Source organism: Aliidiomarina sp., assembly GCF_047920995.1.
GTDB lineage: Bacteria > Pseudomonadota > Gammaproteobacteria > Enterobacterales > Alteromonadaceae > Aliidiomarina.
The window spans coordinates 1-23,448 of the sequence record NZ_JBLRWZ010000037.1; the positions used below are offsets into that span (position 1 = coordinate 1).

Annotated in this window: 20 protein-coding genes; 4 read left to right on the forward strand and 16 right to left on the reverse strand. The window is 48.5% G+C overall.

The window, feature by feature from the left end:
• Nucleotides 1–357: 357 nt before the first annotated feature.
• On the reverse strand, nucleotides 358–1,221 hold the full coding sequence (locus ACNA7P_RS09555) for a YicC/YloC family endoribonuclease (protein WP_416258403.1): 864 nt from the start codon (nucleotides 1,219–1,221) through the stop codon (nucleotides 358–360).
• A gap of 262 nt (nucleotides 1,222–1,483) precedes the next feature.
• Here ACNA7P_RS09555 and rph point away from each other — a divergent pair, with 262 nt between their 5' ends.
• Entirely contained in the window at nucleotides 1,484–2,200 is a 717-nt protein-coding gene (rph, locus tag ACNA7P_RS09560; protein WP_416258404.1) for a ribonuclease PH, read from the forward strand.
• Complete coding sequence (pyrE, locus tag ACNA7P_RS09565) at nucleotides 2,197–2,838, forward strand: orotate phosphoribosyltransferase (RefSeq protein ID WP_416258405.1); 642 nt, start codon at nucleotides 2,197–2,199, stop codon at nucleotides 2,836–2,838. Before rph ends, pyrE begins: the two co-directional genes overlap by 4 nt.
• Here the strand turns inward: pyrE and ACNA7P_RS09570 are convergent.
• A complete protein-coding gene (locus ACNA7P_RS09570; RefSeq protein ID WP_416258406.1) occupies nucleotides 2,835–4,544 on the reverse strand; it encodes a cyanophycinase in 1,710 nt (569 codons plus the stop codon). The two genes, pyrE and ACNA7P_RS09570, sit on opposite strands and share 4 nt — an antisense overlap.
• Nucleotides 4,545–4,772: 228 nt before the next feature.
• Between ACNA7P_RS09570 and ACNA7P_RS09575 the strand changes: the two genes are divergently transcribed.
• Complete coding sequence (locus ACNA7P_RS09575; RefSeq protein WP_416258407.1) at nucleotides 4,773–5,237, forward strand: tRNA (cytidine(34)-2'-O)-methyltransferase; 465 nt, start codon at nucleotides 4,773–4,775, stop codon at nucleotides 5,235–5,237.
• 45 nt (nucleotides 5,238–5,282) lie between these two features.
• On the opposite strand, the gene ACNA7P_RS09580 is transcribed toward ACNA7P_RS09575, so the two are convergent.
• The 7 genes from ACNA7P_RS09580 to ACNA7P_RS09610 form a co-directional block, all read right to left on the reverse strand.
• Nucleotides 5,283–6,482 carry an alpha/beta fold hydrolase gene (locus tag ACNA7P_RS09580; protein WP_416258408.1) on the reverse strand — a complete coding sequence of 400 codons (1,200 nt, stop codon included), beginning with the start codon at nucleotides 6,480–6,482 and terminating at the stop codon, nucleotides 5,283–5,285.
• A gap of 50 nt (nucleotides 6,483–6,532) precedes the next feature.
• On the reverse strand, nucleotides 6,533–7,903 hold the full coding sequence (locus ACNA7P_RS09585) for a sensor histidine kinase (protein WP_416258409.1): 1,371 nt from the start codon (nucleotides 7,901–7,903) through the stop codon (nucleotides 6,533–6,535).
• Between the two features lie 3 nt (nucleotides 7,904–7,906).
• Nucleotides 7,907–8,602, reverse strand: coding sequence for a response regulator transcription factor (locus ACNA7P_RS09590; protein WP_416258410.1), 696 nt, complete (start codon nucleotides 8,600–8,602; stop codon nucleotides 7,907–7,909).
• Between the two features lie 235 nt (nucleotides 8,603–8,837).
• The gene (gene ntrC / locus ACNA7P_RS09595; RefSeq protein ID WP_416258411.1) at nucleotides 8,838–10,334 is read right to left on the reverse strand and encodes a nitrogen regulation protein NR(I); all 1,497 of its coding nucleotides are present in this window, start codon (nucleotides 10,332–10,334) and stop codon (nucleotides 8,838–8,840) included.
• Nucleotides 10,331–11,530, reverse strand: coding sequence for a nitrogen regulation protein NR(II) (glnL, locus tag ACNA7P_RS09600; protein ID WP_416258412.1), 1,200 nt, complete (start codon nucleotides 11,528–11,530; stop codon nucleotides 10,331–10,333). The genes ntrC and glnL overlap by 4 nt, the downstream gene beginning before the upstream one ends.
• Before the next feature lie 164 nt (nucleotides 11,531–11,694).
• Nucleotides 11,695–13,116 (reverse strand): glutamate--ammonia ligase, encoded by a 1,422-nt coding sequence (glnA, locus tag ACNA7P_RS09605; RefSeq protein WP_416258413.1) that lies wholly within the window; start codon nucleotides 13,114–13,116, stop codon nucleotides 11,695–11,697.
• A 344-nt stretch (nucleotides 13,117–13,460) separates the two neighbouring features.
• On the reverse strand, nucleotides 13,461–14,168 hold the full coding sequence (locus ACNA7P_RS09610) for a thioredoxin domain-containing protein (protein WP_416258414.1): 708 nt from the start codon (nucleotides 14,166–14,168) through the stop codon (nucleotides 13,461–13,463).
• 243 nt (nucleotides 14,169–14,411) lie between these two features.
• On the opposite strand from ACNA7P_RS09610, the gene typA reads away from it, so the two are divergent.
• Complete coding sequence (gene typA / locus ACNA7P_RS09615; protein WP_416258415.1) at nucleotides 14,412–16,247, forward strand: translational GTPase TypA; 1,836 nt, start codon at nucleotides 14,412–14,414, stop codon at nucleotides 16,245–16,247.
• A gap of 86 nt (nucleotides 16,248–16,333) precedes the next feature.
• Here typA and trhA read toward each other — a convergent pair whose 3' ends face one another.
• The 7 genes from trhA to dtd all read right to left on the reverse strand — a co-directional run.
• The gene (trhA, locus tag ACNA7P_RS09620; RefSeq protein WP_416258416.1) at nucleotides 16,334–16,981 is read right to left on the reverse strand and encodes a PAQR family membrane homeostasis protein TrhA; all 648 of its coding nucleotides are present in this window, start codon (nucleotides 16,979–16,981) and stop codon (nucleotides 16,334–16,336) included.
• Nucleotides 16,982–17,071: 90 nt separating this feature from the next.
• Nucleotides 17,072–17,332 (reverse strand): DUF3081 domain-containing protein, encoded by a 261-nt coding sequence (locus ACNA7P_RS09625; protein WP_416258417.1) that lies wholly within the window; start codon nucleotides 17,330–17,332, stop codon nucleotides 17,072–17,074.
• Between the two features lie 59 nt (nucleotides 17,333–17,391).
• Nucleotides 17,392–20,535 (reverse strand): efflux RND transporter permease subunit, encoded by a 3,144-nt coding sequence (locus ACNA7P_RS09630; protein WP_416258418.1) that lies wholly within the window; start codon nucleotides 20,533–20,535, stop codon nucleotides 17,392–17,394.
• Entirely contained in the window at nucleotides 20,532–21,701 is a 1,170-nt protein-coding gene (locus ACNA7P_RS09635) for an efflux RND transporter periplasmic adaptor subunit (RefSeq protein WP_416258419.1), read from the reverse strand. Before ACNA7P_RS09635 ends, ACNA7P_RS09630 begins: the two co-directional genes overlap by 4 nt.
• A 110-nt stretch (nucleotides 21,702–21,811) precedes the next feature.
• On the reverse strand, nucleotides 21,812–22,105 hold the full coding sequence (locus ACNA7P_RS09640; RefSeq protein WP_416258420.1) for a YqaE/Pmp3 family membrane protein: 294 nt from the start codon (nucleotides 22,103–22,105) through the stop codon (nucleotides 21,812–21,814).
• A 102-nt stretch (nucleotides 22,106–22,207) separates the two neighbouring features.
• Entirely contained in the window at nucleotides 22,208–22,948 is a 741-nt protein-coding gene (locus ACNA7P_RS09645; RefSeq protein ID WP_416258421.1) for an SDR family NAD(P)-dependent oxidoreductase, read from the reverse strand.
• Nucleotides 22,949–23,058: 110 nt separating this feature from the next.
• A partial coding sequence (gene dtd, locus ACNA7P_RS09650; protein ID WP_416258422.1) for a D-aminoacyl-tRNA deacylase occupies nucleotides 23,059–23,448 on the reverse strand: 390 nt, incomplete at its 5' end.

Here is a 23,448-nt window from a genome sequence, read left to right on the forward strand (position 1 = left end):
CCACTTATACCTGCCGCATCTACGTCCATAGTTTCCGTGTAAGTATAGGGCTTTGACAGTAGTTGTTGCCTTACCCACTATGACCGCCTCGTATGCGATTTCTGTTCGTCAGGCCAGTGGTTTGCTTGCCGCTTCCTTCAGATTTCACCTCGCGGTGAACACCCTTGCGGTTCAGCTAGTGATTCCCCTTACCGGGCTCACAGAGGACTTCCACCTCCAAGTCATCCTGCCAGCACCATCTGTGCAGGACCAGCGCCTGTCAAGGCGCTACGCGCCGTGCCCGGCGCACAACAACAAAGCCCTTTATTTAAAAGGGCTTTGGAAGCATCAGGAAAATATTAGACAGAGTAAAGAAAATTATTCGATGTTCTGGATCTGCTCCCGCATCTGCTCAATCAGCACCTTCACTTCCACCGCAGCGTTGGTGATATCTGCATTAATTGATTTCGAGCCTAGGGTGTTCGCTTCGCGGTTGAATTCTTGCATCATGAAATCGAGGCGGCGGCCGCAGGCGCCACCTTTGCGCAAGATACTGCGGGTTTCTTTGATGTGGCTATCAAGGCGATCGAGCTCTTCGGCTACATCGGTTTTTTGTGCGAGTAGCACCATTTCTTGGGCGAGCCGTTCGCTATCGAGTTCTATTTTGGCTTCGGCGAATTTGCCGGCTAGGCGCTCGCGTTGCCACTCGAGCACTTCGGGCATGCGGGTGCGCACAAAGCTGGCTTGGTCGGCAATGTTATCAAGGCGGGTTTCGATGAGCGCGCGCATATTGGCGCCTTCGCTAGCACGGTGCTCTATAAAGCTTTCGATGGTGCGTTCGAAGCCGGCTAACAGATCTTTTTGAATGCTATCGGTATCGGCTTCGGCGGCTTCGAGCACGCCTGGCCAGCGCAATACATCTATTGGATCGATAGAGGCTTTGGCGCCTTGGTTTTGCATCCATTCGGCGCTGCGCAATAATGCCATGGCCAGATCTTCGTTGATTTGCAGTTCGGTATTGGCACCCACATTGGCGGTGAAGCGCAAGCCGCACTCTACTTTGCCGCGTTGTAATGCTTTGCGCAGGCGTTCACGCAGGTTGGTTTCGATACCACGGAATTGCTCAGGCAAGCGGAAGTAGGTTTCTAGGTAGCGTTGGTTTACTGAGCGTAGCTCCCACACGGCGGTGCCCCATTCAGCTTTAATTTCTTCGCGGGCGTAGGCTGTCATGCTGTAAATCATAAATGGCTCTCTTTTTTGCATTTTAATCGAGGCTGCGGCTGGGCCTATAAACTAAGCACAACAAACACGCAGCAAGTTCGTGGCCATTCTGCTGCGGAGTACCAAACGAATGCGGTTGTTCAGCAAAATGAACCGCAAGTATAGCGCCTGCTCGGCCAGCCGCAAAACCCGCATAGCGAAAAAGCGGCAAAACGCTTATACTATGCGCCCGTACACGTGGCTCACGTGCACCTGCAATTCACCAAATTAGTAGAGGTTCTTTATGCGTCCAAGTGGCCGTACAGCTCAACAAATTCGCCCGGTAACGATCACACGCAACTACACTCGCCACGCTGAAGGTAGCGTGCTAATTGAGTTTGGAGATACCAAGGTGTTGTGTAACGCCAGTGTGCAAGAAGGCGTGCCTCGCTTCTTAAAGGGCAAAGGCCAAGGCTGGGTAACGGCCGAATATGGCATGTTGCCACGAGCTACCCATACGCGCTCTGATCGCGAAGCGGCACGCGGCAAGCAAGGCGGCCGCACTATGGAAATTCAGCGCTTAATTGCTAGGGCCTTGCGCGCGGCGGTAGATTTGAATGCCTTGGGCGAAAATACGATTACCGTAGATTGTGATGTAATTCAGGCCGATGGGGGCACCCGCACTGCGGCCATTACTGGTGCTTGTGTAGCACTAGTGGATGCCATTAACTTCATGCGCAAGAAAGGGTTGGTAAAAGTGAACCCGCTGAAGTGCATGGTAGCGGCAATTTCGGTAGGCATTTACAACGGCGATCCGGTAGCAGATTTGGATTACCCAGAAGATTCGAAAGCTGATACCGATATGAATGTGGTAATGACCGACACCGGTAAAATTATTGAAGTGCAAGGTACTGCAGAAGCAGAACCCTTTAGTTTTGATGAAATGAACGCAATGGTTGAGCTTGCCAAGCACGCCATTCGGGAATTGAATGATCACCAGAAAGAGGCGCTAAATTCATGAAGGAGTATCAACGCGAATTTATTGAATTTGCTTTGAGCAAGGGTGTATTGAAGTTCGGCGAATTCACCCTGAAATCGGGCCGTACTAGCCCGTATTTCTTTAATGCCGGGTTGTTTAACACCGGCGCCGATTTGGCGCGTTTGGGCCGCTATTATGCGGCTGCGCTAGAAGATTCCGGCATTGCCTACGATGTATTGTTTGGCCCAGCCTACAAAGGCATCCCAATCGCCAGCGCTACGGTAGTAAGCCTATATGAGCACTATAAAAAAGATGTGCCTTACTGCTTTAACCGCAAAGAGAAGAAAGATCACGGCGAAGGCGGCAACCTAGTAGGTTCACCGCTAGAGGGCCGGATTATGCTGGTAGATGATGTAATTACTGCGGGCACGGCCATTCGTGAATCGATGGATATCGTAGAGGCCAACGGCGCCAGTTTAGCTGGCGTATTAATTGCGCTCGATCGGCAAGAAAAAGGCCGCGGCGAGCTTTCTGCAATTCAGGAAGTAGAGCGTGATTACAAAGCTCCAGTAATTGCCATTGTTACCTTAGGCGATATTATCGAGTATTTATCACAGCGCCCAGGTAACCATGAAATGCTCGAGAAAATGCAAGAATACCGCGTTAATTACGGTATTTAAGGTTCTACTTGGCTAATGCCGATTACGCCGTTGTACACTTGGCAACGGCTGCGGCTTAACTCTAGCTCGCTGGCATCGGTGGCCTGCAGCACGAGTTGAAACTCGCTCTGCAACAAACGCAATTGCCGATTGCCGCGGCACACCACATCAAAGTTATCATAGAAACCGGTATCGTCTAAAAAGCGGTTCGTAGTGGTTTCTAAGCGCATCGGCGGCTGTTCAGCCATTACCACTGCAGACACTCGGCTACCGGCCATACGGCCCATGCTACCGGTGCGTAAGTAGTGGAACGTTGCCGCTAGCATAGTACCCACTTGTTGCGCTCCTTCAAGGAACAACGCGCCTTCATCGCCGATTACTGAAAACACACCACTGCGGCTGTTCATAAGCACGGCGGTGTTCGCATCAATGCCCATCGCTAACGGCGTATTGGTTTCTGCGGCTACGCGCAACATACGGGCTTGGCGGCCGCGCATGGATACATCGGTATCTACGATGCCAATACGATATACGCCCACGCCACCGAGTGGCTCATAGGTTAAAGAATGTTGGTTTAGCCCACGCGGGCAGGTGTTATCAAACTCGCAACCAGCTGCCGGAGCCCCGGAAGCTATCGCACCTGAACGCATACCTTCGCCGCTGCGGCCGTTGGTAATCATGTTGGCGCTTACTAAGGCTTGGGCGCCAGCACCTGCGCCGCCTACTGCTAAGTTGCCGGCATCAAAACGTTCACGTAGGCCACGTAATACTGGCGTTGCTTCGCCATTTGGCAGCAACACACGGCGTAATTTATCGGCACTACCGCCGGTGAAAAATACGCCATCGGCATTTGCGAGCAATGCCTGCCAGGCATCTTTATCATTGCAAAACGCCTGCTGTTCAGCGTGGCGTTGGGGGTTCACCCGATCCCGATCATAGCTGCCACTCAGTTCACGGCGCTGGCTTTCTAACCCACGGCATGCATTTTCGCCACCATTCTGTTGTAGTGCAGTAACGGCTATATCAATCGGCAACCATTGGGCATTCGCTCCTGCTTGGGTGAACGCACCAAGGTAAGTATCAATGTTGCGGAAACTATCGCGCTCGCCAGCCGTAACTACTAGGATATTCGCTGCATCGGTGCGCTCAGTAGCATTCCCCTTTAGCTGTTCAGCCATGGCCACAAAATTGCGAATAAACTCGGCACTGTTGCTCTTGGTTTCATTGAGGTTCACCACCTCATTCAACCCTTCTAGGCGAGGCATTTCTATGTTATCGAGAATACGGTTATATTCGGCATCGGAAAGGCGCATTACTAACTCAAGGTATGCCCGCGAACGCAACCGTTCAACCAAACGTTGCTCTGGCACTACGCCACGGCCAAAGTAATCCACCATTTCGCGCATGGCGATATCCAGCTCTTCCCGCACACCATCGCGTTCGCGCGGCCAAATAGCTTGGCGCAGGGCCTCACGGCGGCGTACATCGGTAAGTTGGAATAAGCGCGCGGTGCGCATGTCGTTGGCTACAATCCATTCGTTTGAATTGCAGTGTTGGGCATTCATGCTCGAGCAAATTTGCAACTCGCTGCCCACTAGCATTAGATTCCATTGCGGGTTTGCAGACGAATTGTTGCTATCTGCCTCAGCGCTTGCGCTACTAAACAGCAAGCCCATGCTTGCTAGCGAGAATACTGCGGCGGATACTGCTTTCAACATACTGCTCATTGCGTTTACCTTTATTTGTTGCCAGCCGTTAGTTCAGGCTTGTTACTCAGGCTTGTTACTTTAGTGCCGATTAATACGTGCTGCACATAAAATCGGGCACCAGTATAACGCATTTGAGTATGCAAACGCCGCTAAGTTTCTTAATCTTGTTTTATTAACCATAGTTATAGATAGCCGAGCTGTAAACCTTTAAAATGCGCCCTGAAATCAATTTGGAGCCACACGTTAATGTTCAATATCGCGCTGTTTAACCCGGTAATGGCTGCCAATGCAGGTAATATTATCCGCCTTTGTGCGAATAATGGCTGTGCCTTGCATTTAATTGAGCCGCTAGGTTTTGATTTTGAAGAGAAAAAGTTACGCCGTGCTGGGCTGGATTACCACGATCTTGCTCGCGTGCAGCGCTATCCTGATTTTGCCGCCTTTGCCGAGGCCATGGCCGGCAAAGCAATGTACGCTATTACCACCAAGGGCACGCGCAGTTATACCAACGTGGTGTTTCAAGAGGGAGATGTATTGCTGTTTGGCTCAGAAACCAGCGGCCTGGCACCGGATGTAATGGCACAAATACCCGAGCATAACCGCCTACGTATTCCAATGATGCCGAATAATCGCTCGCTAAATCTTTCTAACTCAGTTGCGCTAGTAAGTTACGAAGCATGGCGGCAGCACGGCTTTCTTGGAACCGAGTGATCGGCACAGGCCGGCTAGCATTGTGGAAAAATCAACCAACTCTTGCTAGTTAGCGCGCAAAAACTGCAAAATATGTTTTAACGCTCGTTCTCGAATAGCATCGCTTTCCATGAGTATTTCGTGGCGGGCGCCAGCCACTGGCACTAGCTTACTGGCCGGGTTAACCAGAGCGGTAACGAACTGCTGCTGGGGCTCGGCGGCTACAATTACATCTTCACTGCCCTGCAATACGAGCACTGGGATCTTAACCCGCCGCGCATTCAACACCACTTGCCGAGCGGCGGCAATCGCCTCTGCAACCCATTGATTCGTAGGGCCACCCACCTTAATAGCCGGGTGATCAGCATACATCTGGCTAAACCATTGATAGCGATTTTCGCTACGGGTAAGCTCATTTTCAGCAAAAGGCAGGGTTACATAATCACCAGTAGTAGGCGCATACCATTGCTTTCGTGGAGCCAAAATACCATTAATTGATGCCAACGCTTTAGTAAGTGGCTTTGCTACCCAAAACGGAAATGGCTTGGTTTTAATGCCGCACATCGGGGCCGAAAAAGCTGCTTTCTGAAATGGGGTGAATGGGTATTCGTCAGTGCCGGCATAGGTTTGTAAATACAACGCGGCAATAGCACCACCCATGGAATGCGCCAAAATATACGCGGGTGCATCACCAATTCGCGGCTGTAACAATTGCACCCATTCAGCGAAATCTCGGGCGTAATCACTGAAGCGATCCACATGGCCTTGCTGATGATGATCGGTAAGGCGATCGGAATGGCCTTGCCCACGGTGATCGATCATTGCTACTGAATAACCTGCAGCTACTAACTCTAAGGTGATTTCTTGGTATTTTAAATAGGATTCCACTCGACCCGGGGCAATAAACACCCAACCGCGATTGGGTTCGGCTTCATGCTCATGCCCTTCGGCTAACCGCGCTACAAATTGATCGGTAGGTTGATTCAGCGGGTCATCACCAGCTTGGGCATCGTTCAGTATCGGTAGTTCGCGGTTTTCAAACAGGGCATAGCGAATTTCCAGGCCATCCGAGCTGCGAAACTCGGCGTGCTCTGCAAACCGGTAAAATTCAGCGAGATCTTCTTGCGCCCACAGCAACCAGTCTGGCGATGTATCGGCAGGCCGCCTGTTTAAAATTGCTAGCGCATACTTACTCGCCATCTGCTGGTGGTTTACTACTGCACCCTCGCTAGAGCTCTCAGCTAGCGGTTGTTCTGTTTGCGGCATTGTGGATCCTTGCGCGGTTTACCTTTGCTTTTTATTAGCTTACCGTTAGGTTAGCTTAGCGGCAACCGAACTGTTACGGCTAAACCGCCTTCTGGGTGGTTTTCAGCATGAATACTACCCCCCAATACTAGCACGGCTCTTTGGCAAAGTGCCAAGCCTAAACCTACACCGGCGCCATGATGGCGAGAAGGATCAGCACGGAAAAACGGTTCAAACATTTTCTTCAGCTTTTCTTGCGGTACTCCAGGGCCTTCATCACGTACCGTAAGGGAAATTTCATTACCTTTCACTGCCGCTGAAACCCGAACTTGGCCATTCTCAGGACCATATTGGAACCCATTCCGCACCAGGTTTTCGATAATCAACCGCAGCAATACTGCATCGGCTTCAAGCTCTGGCAACTTCCGCGCCGGCAGCTGCAAACGGCCTTCCCAGCTTGGTTGATTCTTATCGTATTGCAGATAATACAAATCGCTTTGCAAATCTTTCAACACCGCCGCAATATCTACCGGATCTTTTACTAGCTTCTCGAGGCCGTTTTCCAATCGCGAGAGCCACAAAATACTATCGATAATAGAGCCTAGGCGATAAATATCTTTATGGAGCTGCAAGTAGTTGCGGTTTTTTCGTAATTCATCGGTTTCCATTAAATCTAGCGCCACTTGCAAGCGGCCTACCGGCGAACGTAATTCATGGGAAATATCACTAAGCAACCGACGCTGTGCATCGCGCGAATTGGCTAACTGCACCGCAGTTGTTGCCATAGTACGGGCAAGCTCACCCAGCTCATCTTTGCGCTTCGGTAATCGTGCTAGGTTAGGCTCGGCAGAGCCGGCGGCAATTTCTCGCGTGGCATTGCGCAACTGCCGTAGCGGCCGCACAAACCACCAACCAAGAATAAGCGCACCAAGAAATGATGCCGCAATAGCAATAAGAATTAGCCGCGGCCACCAATCCTGATCACCATTTTCGGCCAGCATCGCCAATTCTTCACTACTGGCAGGGCGCGCAATTACTACATCGCCTTCGCTGCTGGCAAATGGTCCGCCATAGGTATGTTCGCCCACCACTGCCTGCACAGGCTCAGCGCTTTGCATAATATCGAACGCCACACCCACTTGAAATTGGCTCATACCCGGCACATAAATGATTTCGTTTAGTTCTAGGCTATTTACCGCCACTACGCGATATTGCCCCACCAATAAACGGCCAGGTTGAATCATGCCCTCAGTGGAAGGGTGGTTAAGAATGGGTTCTATTGCCCGCTGATAATCTTCAGAAAGTTCTGTTGGCCCAGGAGGGGCAGAAAGGTATAGCACAGCCGAAAAGGCCGCCATCGCTGTTAACAATATCAGGCTCCAGAATATTGTTAACAGCCGAAATGTAAGGGATTGATACCAACGAGTACGGCGCTCTGGCATGGATTAGCTTTCCAGTAACTCTGGCTCCATTACGCGATAGCCTCGGCCACGCACGGTTTGAATACGATCAGGGTGGCTTGGCAGTTTTTTGCGCACGTTACTAATATGCACATCTAACGAGCGATCGAATGGCCCAAGCTGACGCCCAAGCACTTGGGTAGAAAGGCTTTCTTTGGTTACCAATTGGCCATGATGCATAATTAGCTGGCGCAATACTTCAAATTCGGTTGGCGTAAGGGTAAGGGCTGTACCATCACAAATAGCTTCGGCGTTCACGGTATCAAGCTCAAAGCCGGCATAGCGGAGTTTCTCAACCTCAGGCATGCCATCGCCTTTTTTACTGCGGCGTAACAGTGCTTTAACCCGAGCCACAAGCTCGCGTGGATAAAATGGTTTCGGTAGGTAATCGTCTGCGCCAAGCTCTAAGCCCACCACGCGATCTACATCATCACCACGAGCAGTAAGCATTAACACCGGAGTTTCGATACCCGATTGGCGTAAGTGCTTCAGCACTTGCAAGCCATCCATTTCTGGCAACATGATATCGAGTAGAATCAGCGAGAATTTACCTTCGGTGGCCGTATTCAAGCCCGCTTTACCGTCTTCAACAGTGGTTAATCGAATGCCCTCGCGAGCAAATACATCAGTAAGCATTGTGCCTAAATCTGCATCATCATCAATTAGTAGAACATTCACCACAATTCACCTTCCTTTTCACTGTTCGTTATAAGCGCTACCTGAAATCGCTACCTGCAATTGCAACTGGGGATGCAGGCTAGGAACGTTTCTCTATTGTAGCAAACTCTCTTTACAATCTTTACATTTCTCTAATTTACGCGTTACTCACTTACTTGCGAGTTACTTTTCATTCCCTTTACAATTGCCCAGTGCTGCTTTTTCACGGCATTGCATAAGGAATATACAAGCCCTCACGTTAGCGTTTACTGAGCTTACGGGTAAGCGTATTGCGGCCCCACCCCAAACGCGTTGCCGCGTTCTGCCGATGGTTATCGGTTTGCGCTAGCGCAGCATCGATCGCCATACCTTCAATTTCGGCGAGCAACGCACTGCAACGTTGGTTATCACTGCCATCAAGCGCAGCTAGAAACTCGGCATACAGCGCATTGCGCCATTCCGGGCTGCTACTTGTGGTGTTAACCGAGCTTATAAATGAGCTGCTTGCGGGTTCTTGCTGAGCTTCATCATTAGATTTCAGCCCGGCTTTCTGTGCTAATTCAACGTTATGCTTAAATTCACTGGGCAGCTCATCGCTATCCACCACATCGCCGCTCGCCATTACCGTTATCCAACGGCACGTGTTTTCTAACTGCCGCACATTGCCTGGCCAATCAGCCTGCTGCAGCAGGTTCATCGCCTTTACCGTTAAACGTTTGCTCGGCATGTGTAACTCTTCGGCAGCACTTTGCAGAAAATGTTCCACCAGTGCAGGAATATCGCTGCGCCGTTCATGCAAGGCCGGTAATTGCACATGAATCACGTTTAAGCGATGATATAAATCTTCCCGAAATACTCCCTCGGCTACGGCTTTACGCAAATCAATATGAGTTGCTGCAATTACCCGCACATTTACCGTTACCAACTGGTGGCTGCCTACGGGATAAAATTGCCCTTCTGCCAGTGCTCGTAATAGCCGGGTTTGCACGGCTAACGGCATATCGCCAATTTCATCTAAGAACAATGTACCGCCATCTGCTTGCTGAAAGCGCCCCTGCCTGCGGTTCTGTGCGCCGGTAAAGGCACCCTTTTCGTGGCCAAATAACTCTGATTCAATAAGCTCTGCTGGAATTGCCGCCATGTTCAGGGCCACAAAAGGCTTTTCAGCCCGCGGGCTGTGTTCATGTAACGCCCGCGCTACCAGTTCTTTACCTGTGCCAGATTGGCCAGTGAGCAATACCGAAACGCTTGAGCGCGAAAGCCGGCCAATGGCCCGAAACACCTCTTGCATAGCCGATGATTCACCAATAATGCCGGTATCGTTATTCGCCAATGTTGGCCGCTCTGCCTCGCTGCGCGGTTTTACCGCCCGCTCAGCAATTGCCAGAACTTCATCTAAATCAAATGGCTTTGGTAAATACTCGAATGCACCACCTTTAAACGCGCGCACTGCGCTATCCAAATCCGAATGCGCGGTCATGATCACCACTGGTAAATCCGGAAATTGCTGTTGCAGCTCATGCAACACTTGCATGCCATCAATGCCCGGCATACGCACATCGGTAAGCACCAATGCCGGTGCAGGTACCTTGTTATCGGTAGCGCTGGCATCGGCTTGCTGTAACGCCGCCAGCGCGGTTAGAAATTGCTGCGGCTCGGCAAATACTTCAGGATGCCAATCGCCATTGCGAAACGCCCGCTCCAGCACCCAACGAATGGAACTATCATCATCTAATATCCAAACTACACGGCTCATTCGCGGTTCTCCTGAGTTGCATCAACGTAGGGTAATACCACGGTGAATTCGGTGTGCCCCGGCCGGCTACTTACTTCAATTTTGCCCGCATGCTGGTGCACCAAGCTTTGCGCAATCGAAAGGCCTAAACCGGTGCCACCTTCGCGGCCGGTAACCAGCGGATAAAACAACGTATCTTTTAAATCAGCGGCCACACCTGGGCCATTATCTTGCACACTGATCAGCGCGCACTGGCGATAGCGCTTACCATAAATGGTTTCTTGATGGCTTACTCGGGTGCGAATCACTAGCTGCTTTTCGCCCTGCTTATCTGCCGCCGCTTCATCTTCTGCGCCGGCGCTGTGGTTGCTATCGATTCGCAAAGCACCCGTTCGCAAAGCATCCGTTCGCAAGGCATCTAGGGCGTTCTGCACAAGATTTAACAACACCTGCTCAATTTGATCGCCACTAATATATAAATCGGGCAAACTCGGATCGTAATCTTTGCTAATTACTACGTTGCACACAGGTTCGCTGCGGCGCAGCTCAAGCTGCACTACATCGAGTACACGTTGCAAAATTGCATGAATATTCTGCGGGCTGCGGGCGCTTGGCCGGTTCGGGCCCAGTAATCGATCTACCAGATTTCGCAACCGATCTGATTGCGCCATAATCAGTTGGGTAAACTCGCGCTGTTCCTCACTGGCTAACTCGCTATGCAGCAACTGTGCAGCGCCACGAATGCCACCTAAGGGGTTCTTAATTTCGTGCGCCAAGCCACGCACCAGCTGTTGCGCTGCTTCCCGCTGATGTTGTTGGGCTTGTTCTTGGTTTATACGGCGAATTAAATCTACTTGTCGCACTTCAAGGAGCACGCTATTTCGTAAATCGGGAAAGTGGGCTACCGATGCATTTAGCTCTACCGTTATCGCTTTACCATCGTGAAATACCCAACTTACATCACTATCGGCTAAGCTTTGATGATGATTGGCTACGCTGCGCAACAGGTTCATATCAAAACTGCTGTAGCGTAAATGGCTATCGATGGGAGCGCCTATTAAACGCCGAGAACTGCCCGAGAATACGGCATCGGCGGCAGCATTGGCGTAACAAACATTAAGGTTGGCATCGAGTACCAACACCGCACTGGTAAGTTGGTCGGCAAGGGTAGGAGTTATCTGTGCTGCAGAATGTTGATCGTGCACTTGATTTGGCATAGCCCCACCTTAAATATAAACCGAAGCATGCGCTTCGCCTTAGGGTTGGCTAGGAGTTGGTGCATGCTAGGAACATTGAGCACCGAGTATTGCACCAAAGTGGTGCGTTACGCAACAATTTCTGCTACGTAACTGCTACGTAACTACACCGGCGCATCACGCAATTAGCATGAGTAGTACATATCAAACTCAACTGGGTGCGTGGTCATCATCAGTTTCTCAACTTCTTTCTGTTTCAGCGCAATGTAAGCATCGATCATATCGTCGCTCATTACGCCGCCTTTGGTTAAGAATTCACGATCTTTATCCAGCGCTTCTAAAGCTTGTTCCAACGATTTTGCTACGGTTGGAATTTCTTTCGCTTCTTCCGCTGGTAAATCGTATAAATCTTTATCCATTGCATCGCCAGGATGGATTTTGTTTTGGATACCATCTAGGCCAGCCATCATCAGCGCAGTAAAGGCTAAGTATGGGTTCGCAATTGGATCTGGGAAACGTGCTTCAATACGGCGCCCTTTCGGATTAGAAACCAAAGGAATACGAATTGATGCAGAGCGGTTACGAGCTGAGTACGCCAACATTACCGGTGCTTCAAAACCAGGTACCAAGCGCTTATACGAGTTGGTGCCCGGATTGGTGAACGCATTAATAGCGCGAGCATGCTTAATAATACCGCCAATGTAATACAGCGCTAATTCAGATAGCCCGCCGTATTTATCACCCGAAAATAGGTTTTTACCATCTTTCGCTAAGCTCATATGTACGTGCATACCAGAACCGTTATCGCCTACTAATGGCTTCGGCATAAAGGTAGCCGTTTTGCCATAGGCGTGGGCAACGTTGTGCACTACATATTTAAAGATTTGAATTTCATCGGCTTTATTCGTAAGAGTATTGAAGCGGCACGCTACTTCGTTCTGGCCAGCGGTAGCTACTTCATGGTGATGCGCTTCTACAACTAAGCCCATATCTTCCATTACTTCACACATTTCGCTACGAATTTCGTGTGATGAATCTACTGGTGGTACTGGGAAGTAACCGCCTTTCACACCTGGGCGATGGCCTTTGTTACCACCTTCATAATCAGAACCTGAGTTCCATTTCGCTTCAATATCATCAATCTTGAAGAATGAACCACTCATATCGGTATGGAAGCGCACATCGTCAAATAGGAAGAACTCTGGTTCTGGGCCCATTAAAGCTGCATCGGCAATGCCGGTAGACGTAAGGTATTCTTCTGCGCGGCGAGCAATAGAGCGTGGGTCACGATCGTAACCTTGGCGCGTATCCGGCTCCAAAATAGAGCAGCGTAAAATAAGCGTTGGAATTTCTGAGAACGGGTCCATTACGGCTGTGTCTAAATCTGGCATTAGCACCATGTCTGATTCATTAATGCCTTTCCAGCCCGAAATTGACGAGCCATCAAACATTTTTCCATCTTCGAAGAAATCTTCGTCGATTTGTGAAACAGGAATCGTAACGTGTTGCTCTTTACCTTTGGTATCGGTAAAGCGTAAATCAACAAAACGTACTTCGTTCTCGTCGATTAATTCCATGGTTGTTGCAACAGTTGCATGATTAGACATAGAGCCTCCGGGCTTGAGTAATAACTGAAAAGGTAATGTACCTAAATTGCTAATTTGATAGTTGGTAAATTTGCTTGGTTAAATTCCTTGCCGATAAATATAGCAAAAGCCGTGCCAGTTGATCCGCTTTACCGCCAACCTATTGTTTTAAATTAATAAAATAATTAAATTTTGTTGCTGGCGAGCGCAATTACCGCTTTCTTTCGTGATTCGCGCAAAGAATGCTCGCAAATAAACATCCATAGCTCAGATTCTACACAGAGAATTGCACCATTACGGTGCATTAAATACCAAGCTAATTATTGAGCATAAAAAACGCACCATTGTGGTGCGTTTTTTGGTGTTTAATCCAAGCTGAGTAAGTATTCAATCAGCTGATTATAATCTTGTTGGGTATTGATATCATTGGGCAACGGGTTTTTCACCAAATAACGGCCATTTACAACTACCGCTGGTACCCCAGGAATATTGTTAGCACGCATTTCTGCCAACGTTTGTTCCATAATGGCTTCCACTTCGCTGCTATCTGCCAGATCAAACACCGCTTGCTCATCTAAGCCTTGTTGGCGCAGAAACGTAGAAAGATCGCTGAAATCTGGTAGTTCTGGCGCTTGGGCTTGATAGAATGCCAACATTTCTACTGCCACATCACGCTCTGCTGCTATGCTCGCTGCATGGAACATCCGTGCATCAAGTGCCCAACGCTGGTTAAATACGCCATGGCGGCGCACGATTGGCACATTTGGATTCGCTGCTTTAAAACCTTGCATAATCGGCTCAAAACGCTGACACGCCGGGCAGCCTACCCACAGATACTCAACTAAATACGGTTCTTGCTGCTCTTGCTGCACCGGATGCTCTAGCACTCGATAATAGGTGCCTTCAGCGTAAGAGCGGCTTGCTTGCTCGCTGTTTGCTTGCCCATTGTTTGCTTGCCCAGCACTGCTCGCAGTTTCTACCGGCGCTTCACTACATGCGGCCAAAGCCAACATTGCAGCCCCAGCAACAAATACTGCGCGGAATGTGGTTAGCCAACCTCTATTTGTCATCATTATTTCCTATTCTATTAATTGCGTTGTACTCATGGTAACGCACGCATGTTCTCAATTACCGAACAGCATGCTTACTCGCGAAAAATTCTGCCCTCAGCATAGCGTTACTCAGGGTAAAAACGTAGTATTTTCGTTAAATATACGCTTGTTATACATTAGATGCTTTTTTATTCAGTGAAATCAGCGTATGATCCGCCACCCTATGGCCCGATGGCCTTCACCACAGGTTAAAAATACAGTTTTATGTCTAAAGCTATTGAAAAAATTCGTAATATCGCAATCATCGCGCACGTTGACCATGGTAAAACTACCCTAGTTGATAAACTTTTGCATCAGTCTGGCACCCTTGAAAGCCGCGGCGAACAGCAAGAGCGCATCATGGATTCTAACGATCTTGAAAAAGAGCGCGGCATCACCATTCTTGCCAAAAACACGGCTATTAACTGGGGCGATTATCATATCAACATCCTTGATACTCCAGGCCACGCCGATTTTGGTGGTGAAGTAGAACGCGTACTTTCAATGGCTGATTCTGTATTGCTGTTGGTTGATGCGGTAGATGGCCCTATGCCACAAACCCGCTTTGTAACGCAAAAAGCGTTCTCACACGGCTTGAACCCAATTTTGGTAGTAAACAAAGTTGATCGCCCTGGCGCTCGTGTTGATTGGGTTGTAGATCAAGTTTTTGATTTGTTCGATAACCTTGGCGCCAACGACAAGCAACTCGATTTCCCAATCGTTTATGCTTCAGCATTAAACGGTTTTGCTTCACTTGATGCCGAAGTTCACGGCACGGATATGACCCCGTTGTTCGAAACGATCGTGCGGGAAGTAGCGCCACCAGTTGCTGAAATTGATGGCCCATTGCAGCTACAAATTTCTCAGCTTGATTACTCAAGCTACCTTGGTGTAATCGGCATTGGCCGCATACGTCGGGGTACCGTGAAGCCTAACCAACAAGTAACTATTGTTGGCGCTGATGGCAGCACGCGTACCGGTAAAATTGGTATTGTATTTGGTTACTTAGGCTTGGATCGTATGGAAGTGCCTAATTCCCATGCTGGTGATATTTGTGCCATTACGGGTTTAGGGGAATTAAAAATCTCCGATACTATTTGTGCCGTAGGCCACCACGAAGCATTACCACCGCTTACGGTTGATGAACCAACCGTTACCATGACCTTCCAAGTAAACACTTCACCGTTTGCTGGTAAAGAAGGTAAGTATGTAACTTCACGCCAAATTCTTGAGCGCTTGCAGCAAGAACTAGTGCATAACGTTGCACTGCGCGTTGAAGAAATGCCAGATCCGGATAAGTTCCGCGTATCAGGCCGTGGTGAATTGCACTTAGGCGTATTGATTGAAAATATGCGTCGTGAAGGCTTTGAGCTTGCAGTATCACGCCCAGAAGTAATTATTAAGTATGAAAACGGCCAGAAGATGGAACCGTACGAAACACTTACTGTAGATGTAGAAGAACAGCATCAAGGTTCAGTAATGGAAGCCTTAGGCTTACGTAAAGCTGAAATGACCGATATGTCTCCAGATGGTAAAGGCCGTACGCGGATTGATTTCATTGTTCCTAGCCGCGGTTTAATCGGCTTCCAAACTGAATTCATGACCTTAACTTCTGGTACTGGCTTGGTTTACCACGCGTTTGATCATTACGGCCCACACAAAGGCGGCAAAATCGGCCAACGTGTGAACGGCGTATTGATTTCAAATGCCCAAGGTAAAGCATTGGCTTACGCTCTGTTTAACATTCAAGAACGTGGCCGTTTGTTCGCTTCGCACGCTGATGAAGTGTATGAAGGGCAAATTATAGGTATTCATAACCGCTCTAACGATTTAACAGTGAACTGCTTGAAAGGTAAGCAGCTTACTAACATTCGTGCAGCGGGTACTGATGAAGCGTTAACCTTAACGCCACCAATTCGCATGAGCCTAGAGCGCGCGCTTGAGTTTATCGATAACGATGAACTTGTAGAAGTAACGCCAAAATCAATCCGTGTACGTAAGAAATTACTTACCGAGAATTTGCGTAAGCGTGCTTCGCGGGAAACCGGCAGCGGTGAATAAACCTCATATCACGAAATAGTTTTCGCGTGATAAAAAATACGAAGGCCTTACAGAAGAATCTGTAAGGCCTTTTTGTTTGTCTGCCATTAGTTTGGCAAAATCACGCCATAGATCACGGCAAAGAAATGCGCCACACTCGCTGCGAGCACAAATACGTGCCAAATCGCGTGGTGGAAAACCATTTGCTTGCGCACGTAAAAAATAACGCCGAAAGAATATAGTAAACCACCAGCAAGCAATAGTAACAGGCCGGTTGTGTTTACCAATTCGAGCATCGGCTTCATCGCCACTAACGCCATCCAACCCAAGCCTAAATAGAGGGTAAGTGAGAGCCATTTAATACGTTCTTTTTTCATGGTTTCCAGCAGTACCCCACCAATTGCGATGCTCCAAATAATCACAAAGAGTGTCCAACCCCAAGGGCCTCGAAGATTTACCAATAAGAATGGGGTATAGGTACCTGCGATCAATACAAAGATGGCGGCGTGGTCCATGAGCTGGAAGAAGCGCTTAGCTTTTACATTGGTTAGGGCGTGATACAGCGTTGAGGCAGAGTAGAGCAAAATAACCGAGAAGCCATAAATAGACACACTTACTATGTGCCACACATCGCCATACTCAAATGATAGCCACAGCATTACCACTAGCCCAACAATACCAAGGATCACACCGATACCATGGCTTACTGAATGGGCTATTTCTTCAAGTAGCGAATATTTTTTTGCAGAACTCATATACACCTCGAACCCTTAAATTTCTGCTATTAAACCACATTCAGCGTACACGTGTAAGCTATTTTAGTGTCAGCATTTAAGAGCGGTGCGTTAATCGTAGTGTTTTTCTATGTAATTCAGCTTCTTAAAGAAAGCCTCATACGCCCGTTCACTATCGTAATCTAGGTGATAAGTGTTGTGGAATCCAGTACGCAACTTCACATCATGGCTTTCTAAAAATACCGTATAGCCATCATGATCGGTATAGCCGGTAATACCTTCTAGTTCATGTCGTTCATCTTTTGCTTCGCCATGTTCGCGGATTTTCTCGAACACAGAAAGCACAAGGCGCACACTTAAATCATTTTTCATTGCTGGCCTCTCTTTGCCGATTCGTGCAAACCTTTACCGATAGCCTTGGCCGCAAGTGATTAATCTATGCGGCCCTGCTTTCTTCGTTTACTTACTTGGTAGCCTAACACACGTTTCTCGATCAACTGGTAAAATACTGGAATAAAGAAAATCGATACAAATGTAGCTACCAACATCCCGCCAACCACTGTAACACCAACAGCTTGCCGTGCTGCGGCACCTGCACCTGAGGTAATGATTAATGGCATTGCACCCAAGATAAACGCTAATGAAGTCATTAAAATTGGGCGGAACCGCTGTTTACAGGCGGTTAACGCAGAGGCCACGATACTCATACCTCGCTTACGGTTAATTACGGCAAATTCAACAATTAAGATTGCATTCTTGGCCGATAAACCGATCAACACTAACAAGCCTACTTGAAAGTAGATATTGTTTTGCAACCCCGTAATCCACGTTGCCATCACCGCACCAAATATGGCGAACGGTATGGCTGTTAGTACTGCTATCGGCAAGCTCCAACGTTCATATTGAGCAGCGAGCAGTAAAAACACCATTAGCACTGCGAACGCAAACGCCAAACCTGCAGCATTTGAGCTCTCCCGTTCTTGCCGTGATGCTCCTGTCCAGAATAGTTGATAATCCTGATCCTCGCTAACTAAGCCCGTAACAATTTCCTCCAACGCGAGCATCGCTTCACCGGTACTGTATCCAGGCGCTGGATCCGCCAACAAACGCGCTGCGGGGCGGTTATTGTAGCGATGTACTTCATCTGGCCCGGTAGTGCGATCTACTCGCACTAAGGCATTTAGCGGTATCATTTCGCCACTACTGGCTCGCACAAATACATCCGCAAGATTCTGTGGGCTCTCTCGGAAAGAAGATTCTGCCATCATGTACACTCGCCACGCACGGCCAAGGTAGTTGAAATCATTTACATATGAGCGGCCAAAGGTAGCGCGCATGGCGGCAAAAATATCGTTAATCGGCACACCTATCGATTTTGCCCGTTCTCTATCAACATAGGCTGTGTAGCGAGGCACATCCATATTCAATGTGGTACGCACATTCTGTAGTTCCGGGCGTTCATTACCGTTATCAATTACATCGGTAATGCGCTGTACCAAGTTGTCGGTATCGCCATCCATAATGGCCACTAAATATGCCGAAATACCGCCCGTGGTAGATATCCCTGATATTGGCGGTGGATTATATGCACTCACGTTTGCTTGATTATGCGCTCTGCCCGCTGCGTTCACTTGGTTGGCAAATCCTTGCGCGCTATTCCGACGCAAATTACGATCATCCCAATGATCGAGGGTTACAAAGCTTGCACCCACATTCTGTTTACGGCCACCATTCACCATATCGTAGCCAATGAAGGTGAGCGTATTTGCCACCGATTCCATTTCACTTAGCTCGGCGTTCCATGGCAATGAGAAAGCACTGGTTCTATCCAGTGATGCCCCTTCTGGTAAACGGTGTGAAACCAGCACATAGCCTTGGTCTTCATCTGGAACTAAGCCGCCTGGTAGCTGGCCAAAAGCTCCCCATGCTGAAAGTGCAATGGCGGCGAAAATAATGGCGGCCATGCCAGTACGTTTCAGCATAAACCGCACACCATCGGTGTAACGCTGGGTAGTTTTCTCAAACCACACATTAAATTTCTGCAGTATTTTCGGTGGTGGCTTGGGTTTTTCGGAAAGAATTTGCGCGCACAAGGCTGGCGATAGCGTGAGCGCAACAAAGCCAGATAAGATAACTGATACAGCGATAGTAAGCGCAAACTGCTGATACATGATGCCGGCTAGGCCACCTAAAAATGCAACCGGAATAAACACCGCTGCAAGCACCAATACCATGGTTACTATAGGCGTTGAAACTTCTTCCATAGCCTCTATCGCAGCTTGCTTAGGTGAAAGGCCTTTCTCACGAATCAGCCGCTCCACATTTTCCAATACTACGATGGCATCATCTACCACAATACCAATGGCTAACACCATTGCTAGTAACGTGAGTAGATTTACTGAAAAGCCAAACACAAACATACCGGCAAAGGCACCGATAAGCGCAACCGGGATAGATAGCAATGGAATTAACGCAGCGCGCCAGCGCTGTAAGAATAAGTAGATTACGCCCATTACCAATAGCAAGGCCTGAAATAATGTGAGCACTACCTGTTGAATTGATACTTGCACAAAATCCGTGGTATCAAACGAAACAGAATATTCCACGCCAGTGGGAAAACTCTGGCTCATGCGTTCCATAACACGATCTACTTCAGCAGAAACCTCTAAAGCATTTGCCCCTGGGCGCAAGAAAATACCCATCGGCACTACAGTTTCGCCATTTTGTACCGCATCAAAATCGTAATTACTGGCACCGAGTTCAACCCGCGCTACATCTCTTAGCCGAATCACAGAGCCGTCTTCATCAGAGCGTAAGATTACTTCTTCAAATTGCTCTACGCTTGAGAAGCGCCCTTCGGTACCAATAGGTAAGCTAATTTCTTGCGGGTTATTCGGGTTTGGTGCATCACCAAACCTGCCTGCCGCAAACATTGCATTTTGCTCACTAATGGCACGATTCACATCAGCGGGGGTAAGGCCGTAATCAGCAAGTTGGTCGGGCCGAAGCCATACGCGCATGGCATAGGTTTTCGAACCAAAGAAAGTTACTTGTGCCACCCCATTTACGCGGCTAAGTTCGTCTTGCACGGTAAGCGTGGCGTAGTTATTCAGGAACAATGAATCGCGGCTACCATCGGGTGAGCTGAGCGATACAATTTTCAAAATCGCACTAGATTGCTTACGGATTCTTACGCCACTGCGCTGAACCTCTTCTGGCAAACGTGAATAAGCACGTTGTACTGCTGCATCTACATCAATAGCAGCTTGGTCAACATCCGTACCTACTTCAAACACCACGGTAAGGCTTACACTGCCGCTATCGTCGGCTGATGAGGTCATGTACAACATGTTCTCAACGCCGTTTACATACAGCTCTATGGGGGCCGCTACGGCTTGCGATGCCGCTTCTGCAGTAGCGCCACTATAGGTTGTAGTTACCACTATTTGCGGTGGAACTATTTGCGGATATTGCTGAACAGGCAACATCCGCAACGACATCAGCCCAGCAATTACAATTAAAATAGAAAGAACTGATGCCAGTACCGGCCGCTCGATAAAGTGGCGTGCAATCATTCAGCAACCTCCACGTTCACTTGAGTGCCAGGCTGTAGCATCGATAAACCCTCTACAATTACACGATCACCGCTAGCTAAGCCTTGCTCAATCAACTGCTCGTTACCTACCCGAACACCTAAAGTAACTTCGCGTACTTGCACGATATTCTGATTGTCTACGATATATACAACGGCTTGGCGGCCCGATTGAATAATTGCACGTTGTGGCACTGTAATCGCATACGGAACTTCAATACTCGGTAAGTGCACCCGTACAAATTGGCCTGGTAATAGATTCATTTCTGGATTAGGGATTACCGCACGCGCTTCAATACTACCGCGTTCACGATCAACCACACGGCTTACATAATCTATATGTCCAGTTTCCGTGTGCTCACGGCCGTCACTGAAACGTAATGTAGCCATTGGCCCGGTATCGCTATCACCGGTAATTGCGGTGTTTCGCAGCAAGTAGCCTGCGGCAATATCGCCTTCACTCACATTAAAGTGCACAAAGATAGGATCAAGGCTTACGATAGTAGCTAAGGTATCATTTTCACGGATAAGATTACCGGCTGAAACAGATTCGCGGCTAGCGATACCGCTAATTGGCGCTTTTATTTCGGTATAGTTGTAGCGTAATTTTACATCTTCAAGAGTAGCTTGTGCCGAGGCAACATCGGCTTCCGCCGATTCTAAACGAGATTGAGTTTGATCCCGTTCGCGGGCACTAATAGCACCATCTACAAACAGGTTTTCTACCCGCGCCCAATCTCGGCGGGCTTCATTAAACACGGCTTCTGCGCTGGTGAGCTGTGCTTGCGCTTTTTGTAAATCCACCTCATACGGTGCTTTCTCGATTGAAAACATTACCGTGCCGGCTTCTACAAACTGGCCTTCACTAAAGTGGCGCTCTTCCAGAACGCCCCCCACTCGCGAACGCACATCCGCCACCATACTGCCTTCGGTTCGCGCGGCAAATGAACGCTCAAGCTCAAGGGTTGTTGCTTGCACCTCGGTAACCAATACGCGATGCTGTGGTTTTGCATCTTCATCTGGAGCCGCTGTAGTTTCAGAACAGCCACTGATTACCATCAACATAAGGGCGCCAACAATCATTACGGCTGCCTTTATACTGATGCTAATTAGTTGGCTATTACTTTGTTTTATCAATAAATTACGCATTGCTAGGCCTCCATGAACCTTCTTTACAATTGTAAAGAGTATAATAGTGGAGCCCAAACAGCAGGTGTATTTACGCTTACTTTACCGCTAAGAAAACCGGTAATCGCATGCTAATCTTTTGGTTCTTTAGGAACCCCAGGTGATTGAGATGCGGAGCCGCGATGGGGATGTGTTTGCCCGGTTTCTTGTTGCGCCTTACGGTGAGTTAAAATAAAACCATGAATAATTGCCACAACATACACTACCGGCGCTGCCGCATAGGCACCCGGTACTTCTCCGCTAGAGGCAATGCGCAACAAAAATAACGCGAATAGATAAAGCGCTAAACTGAGCCAAATATGTTTTCGAGCACCCGATAACCAAACCGCAACGGGTGGGCATGCTACTGCGAGTAAATAATTCATTGCTTACCTCTTATTGTTCTTTTCTGGTTTTCCTTAGCATCGCTGATTTCACCAATTAGAGCAAGCTGTTAGGCATTCAATACCCTGAGCTATTGCACTGTTTTACCACGGCAGCAATTTACCATCCCAAAACCAGAAACCACCACTATCACTTGGCGTTAAATTATCGATTACATTGCAAATTCGTTCTGCTGATAACTGTGTAGAGTAGAGCTTATCTGCGGGCAAGCGCTCTTGAAACGGCTTAGAAAGCTCGGTATCGGTAGTACCCGGGTGTATTACGCCAATACAAAGTTGTTTGTGTGTACGTTTGAATTCGATGGCCGCGTTTTTATACAGCATATTTACAGCTGCTTTCGAGGCACGATAGCCGTACCAACCACCAAGCTGATTGTCGCCAATACTACCCACTTTTGCACCTAGCTGAACTACGAAGCTGGCTTCTTTTTTTGCTAGTAAGGGCTTCACCGCTTTGAGGATAAGCGCAGGTAAAATGGCATTGGTGCGAAAGTATTCGATAAGCTGTGCTTCATTGAGTTGCTCAATCCGCCGCTCTGGTTGCCAATCACCATACTCCGGGTGCAGCTGATGAAGCCAACCAATCGTGGAAATTACACCATGCAACACAATATTTTGCTGCTGCCAACGCTCCGTGAGCGCCTGCAGTTTTTGCTCAGTTAACTCTGTTTTTTGCCATTGTACCCGCTCATTATCGGCAAGTTCTGGCGGGCATGCACTTCGGCTTACAGCTAGTACTTGGGTACTAGAATTGCGCTTTAGATACTCTTCGATAAGCGCCAGCCCCAAACCACCGCTGGCTCCAAACACTGCTATTGTTTGCATCTAGTGTTTTTGCTCCCTTTTTTGGCTGCTACTGCTTGCCATACTTTTTCGTGAAAAAAATACTCAACGGTATTTACGGCAGGCAGTGCGGCTAGGGATCTCTCCCATCCCTACACCTGTAAATTAAAGGTAACCGGGCCGTCGTTTACCAAACTTACTTGCATATCCGCGGCAAACTCACCCGTGGCAATTACAATACCTTCGGCTGCGAGAGCGTTACAGAAATGGTGATACAGAGCCTCGGCCTGCGCGGGCGTTGCCGCAGAAGAAAAACTAGGCCGCCGACCTTTACGCGTATCTGCAGCGAGAGTGAATTGGGAAACCACTAATATAGAGCCACCAATATCGCGCACATCGAGGTTCATTTTATCGTGTGCATCGGCGAAGATTCGGTAACTACTAATGCGCTTTGCTAATTGTTCGGCTTTTTGTTCGTTATCTGCTTTTTCCACACCCAACAGCACTAAAATGCCATCATCGATTTTACCAACTGTTGCACC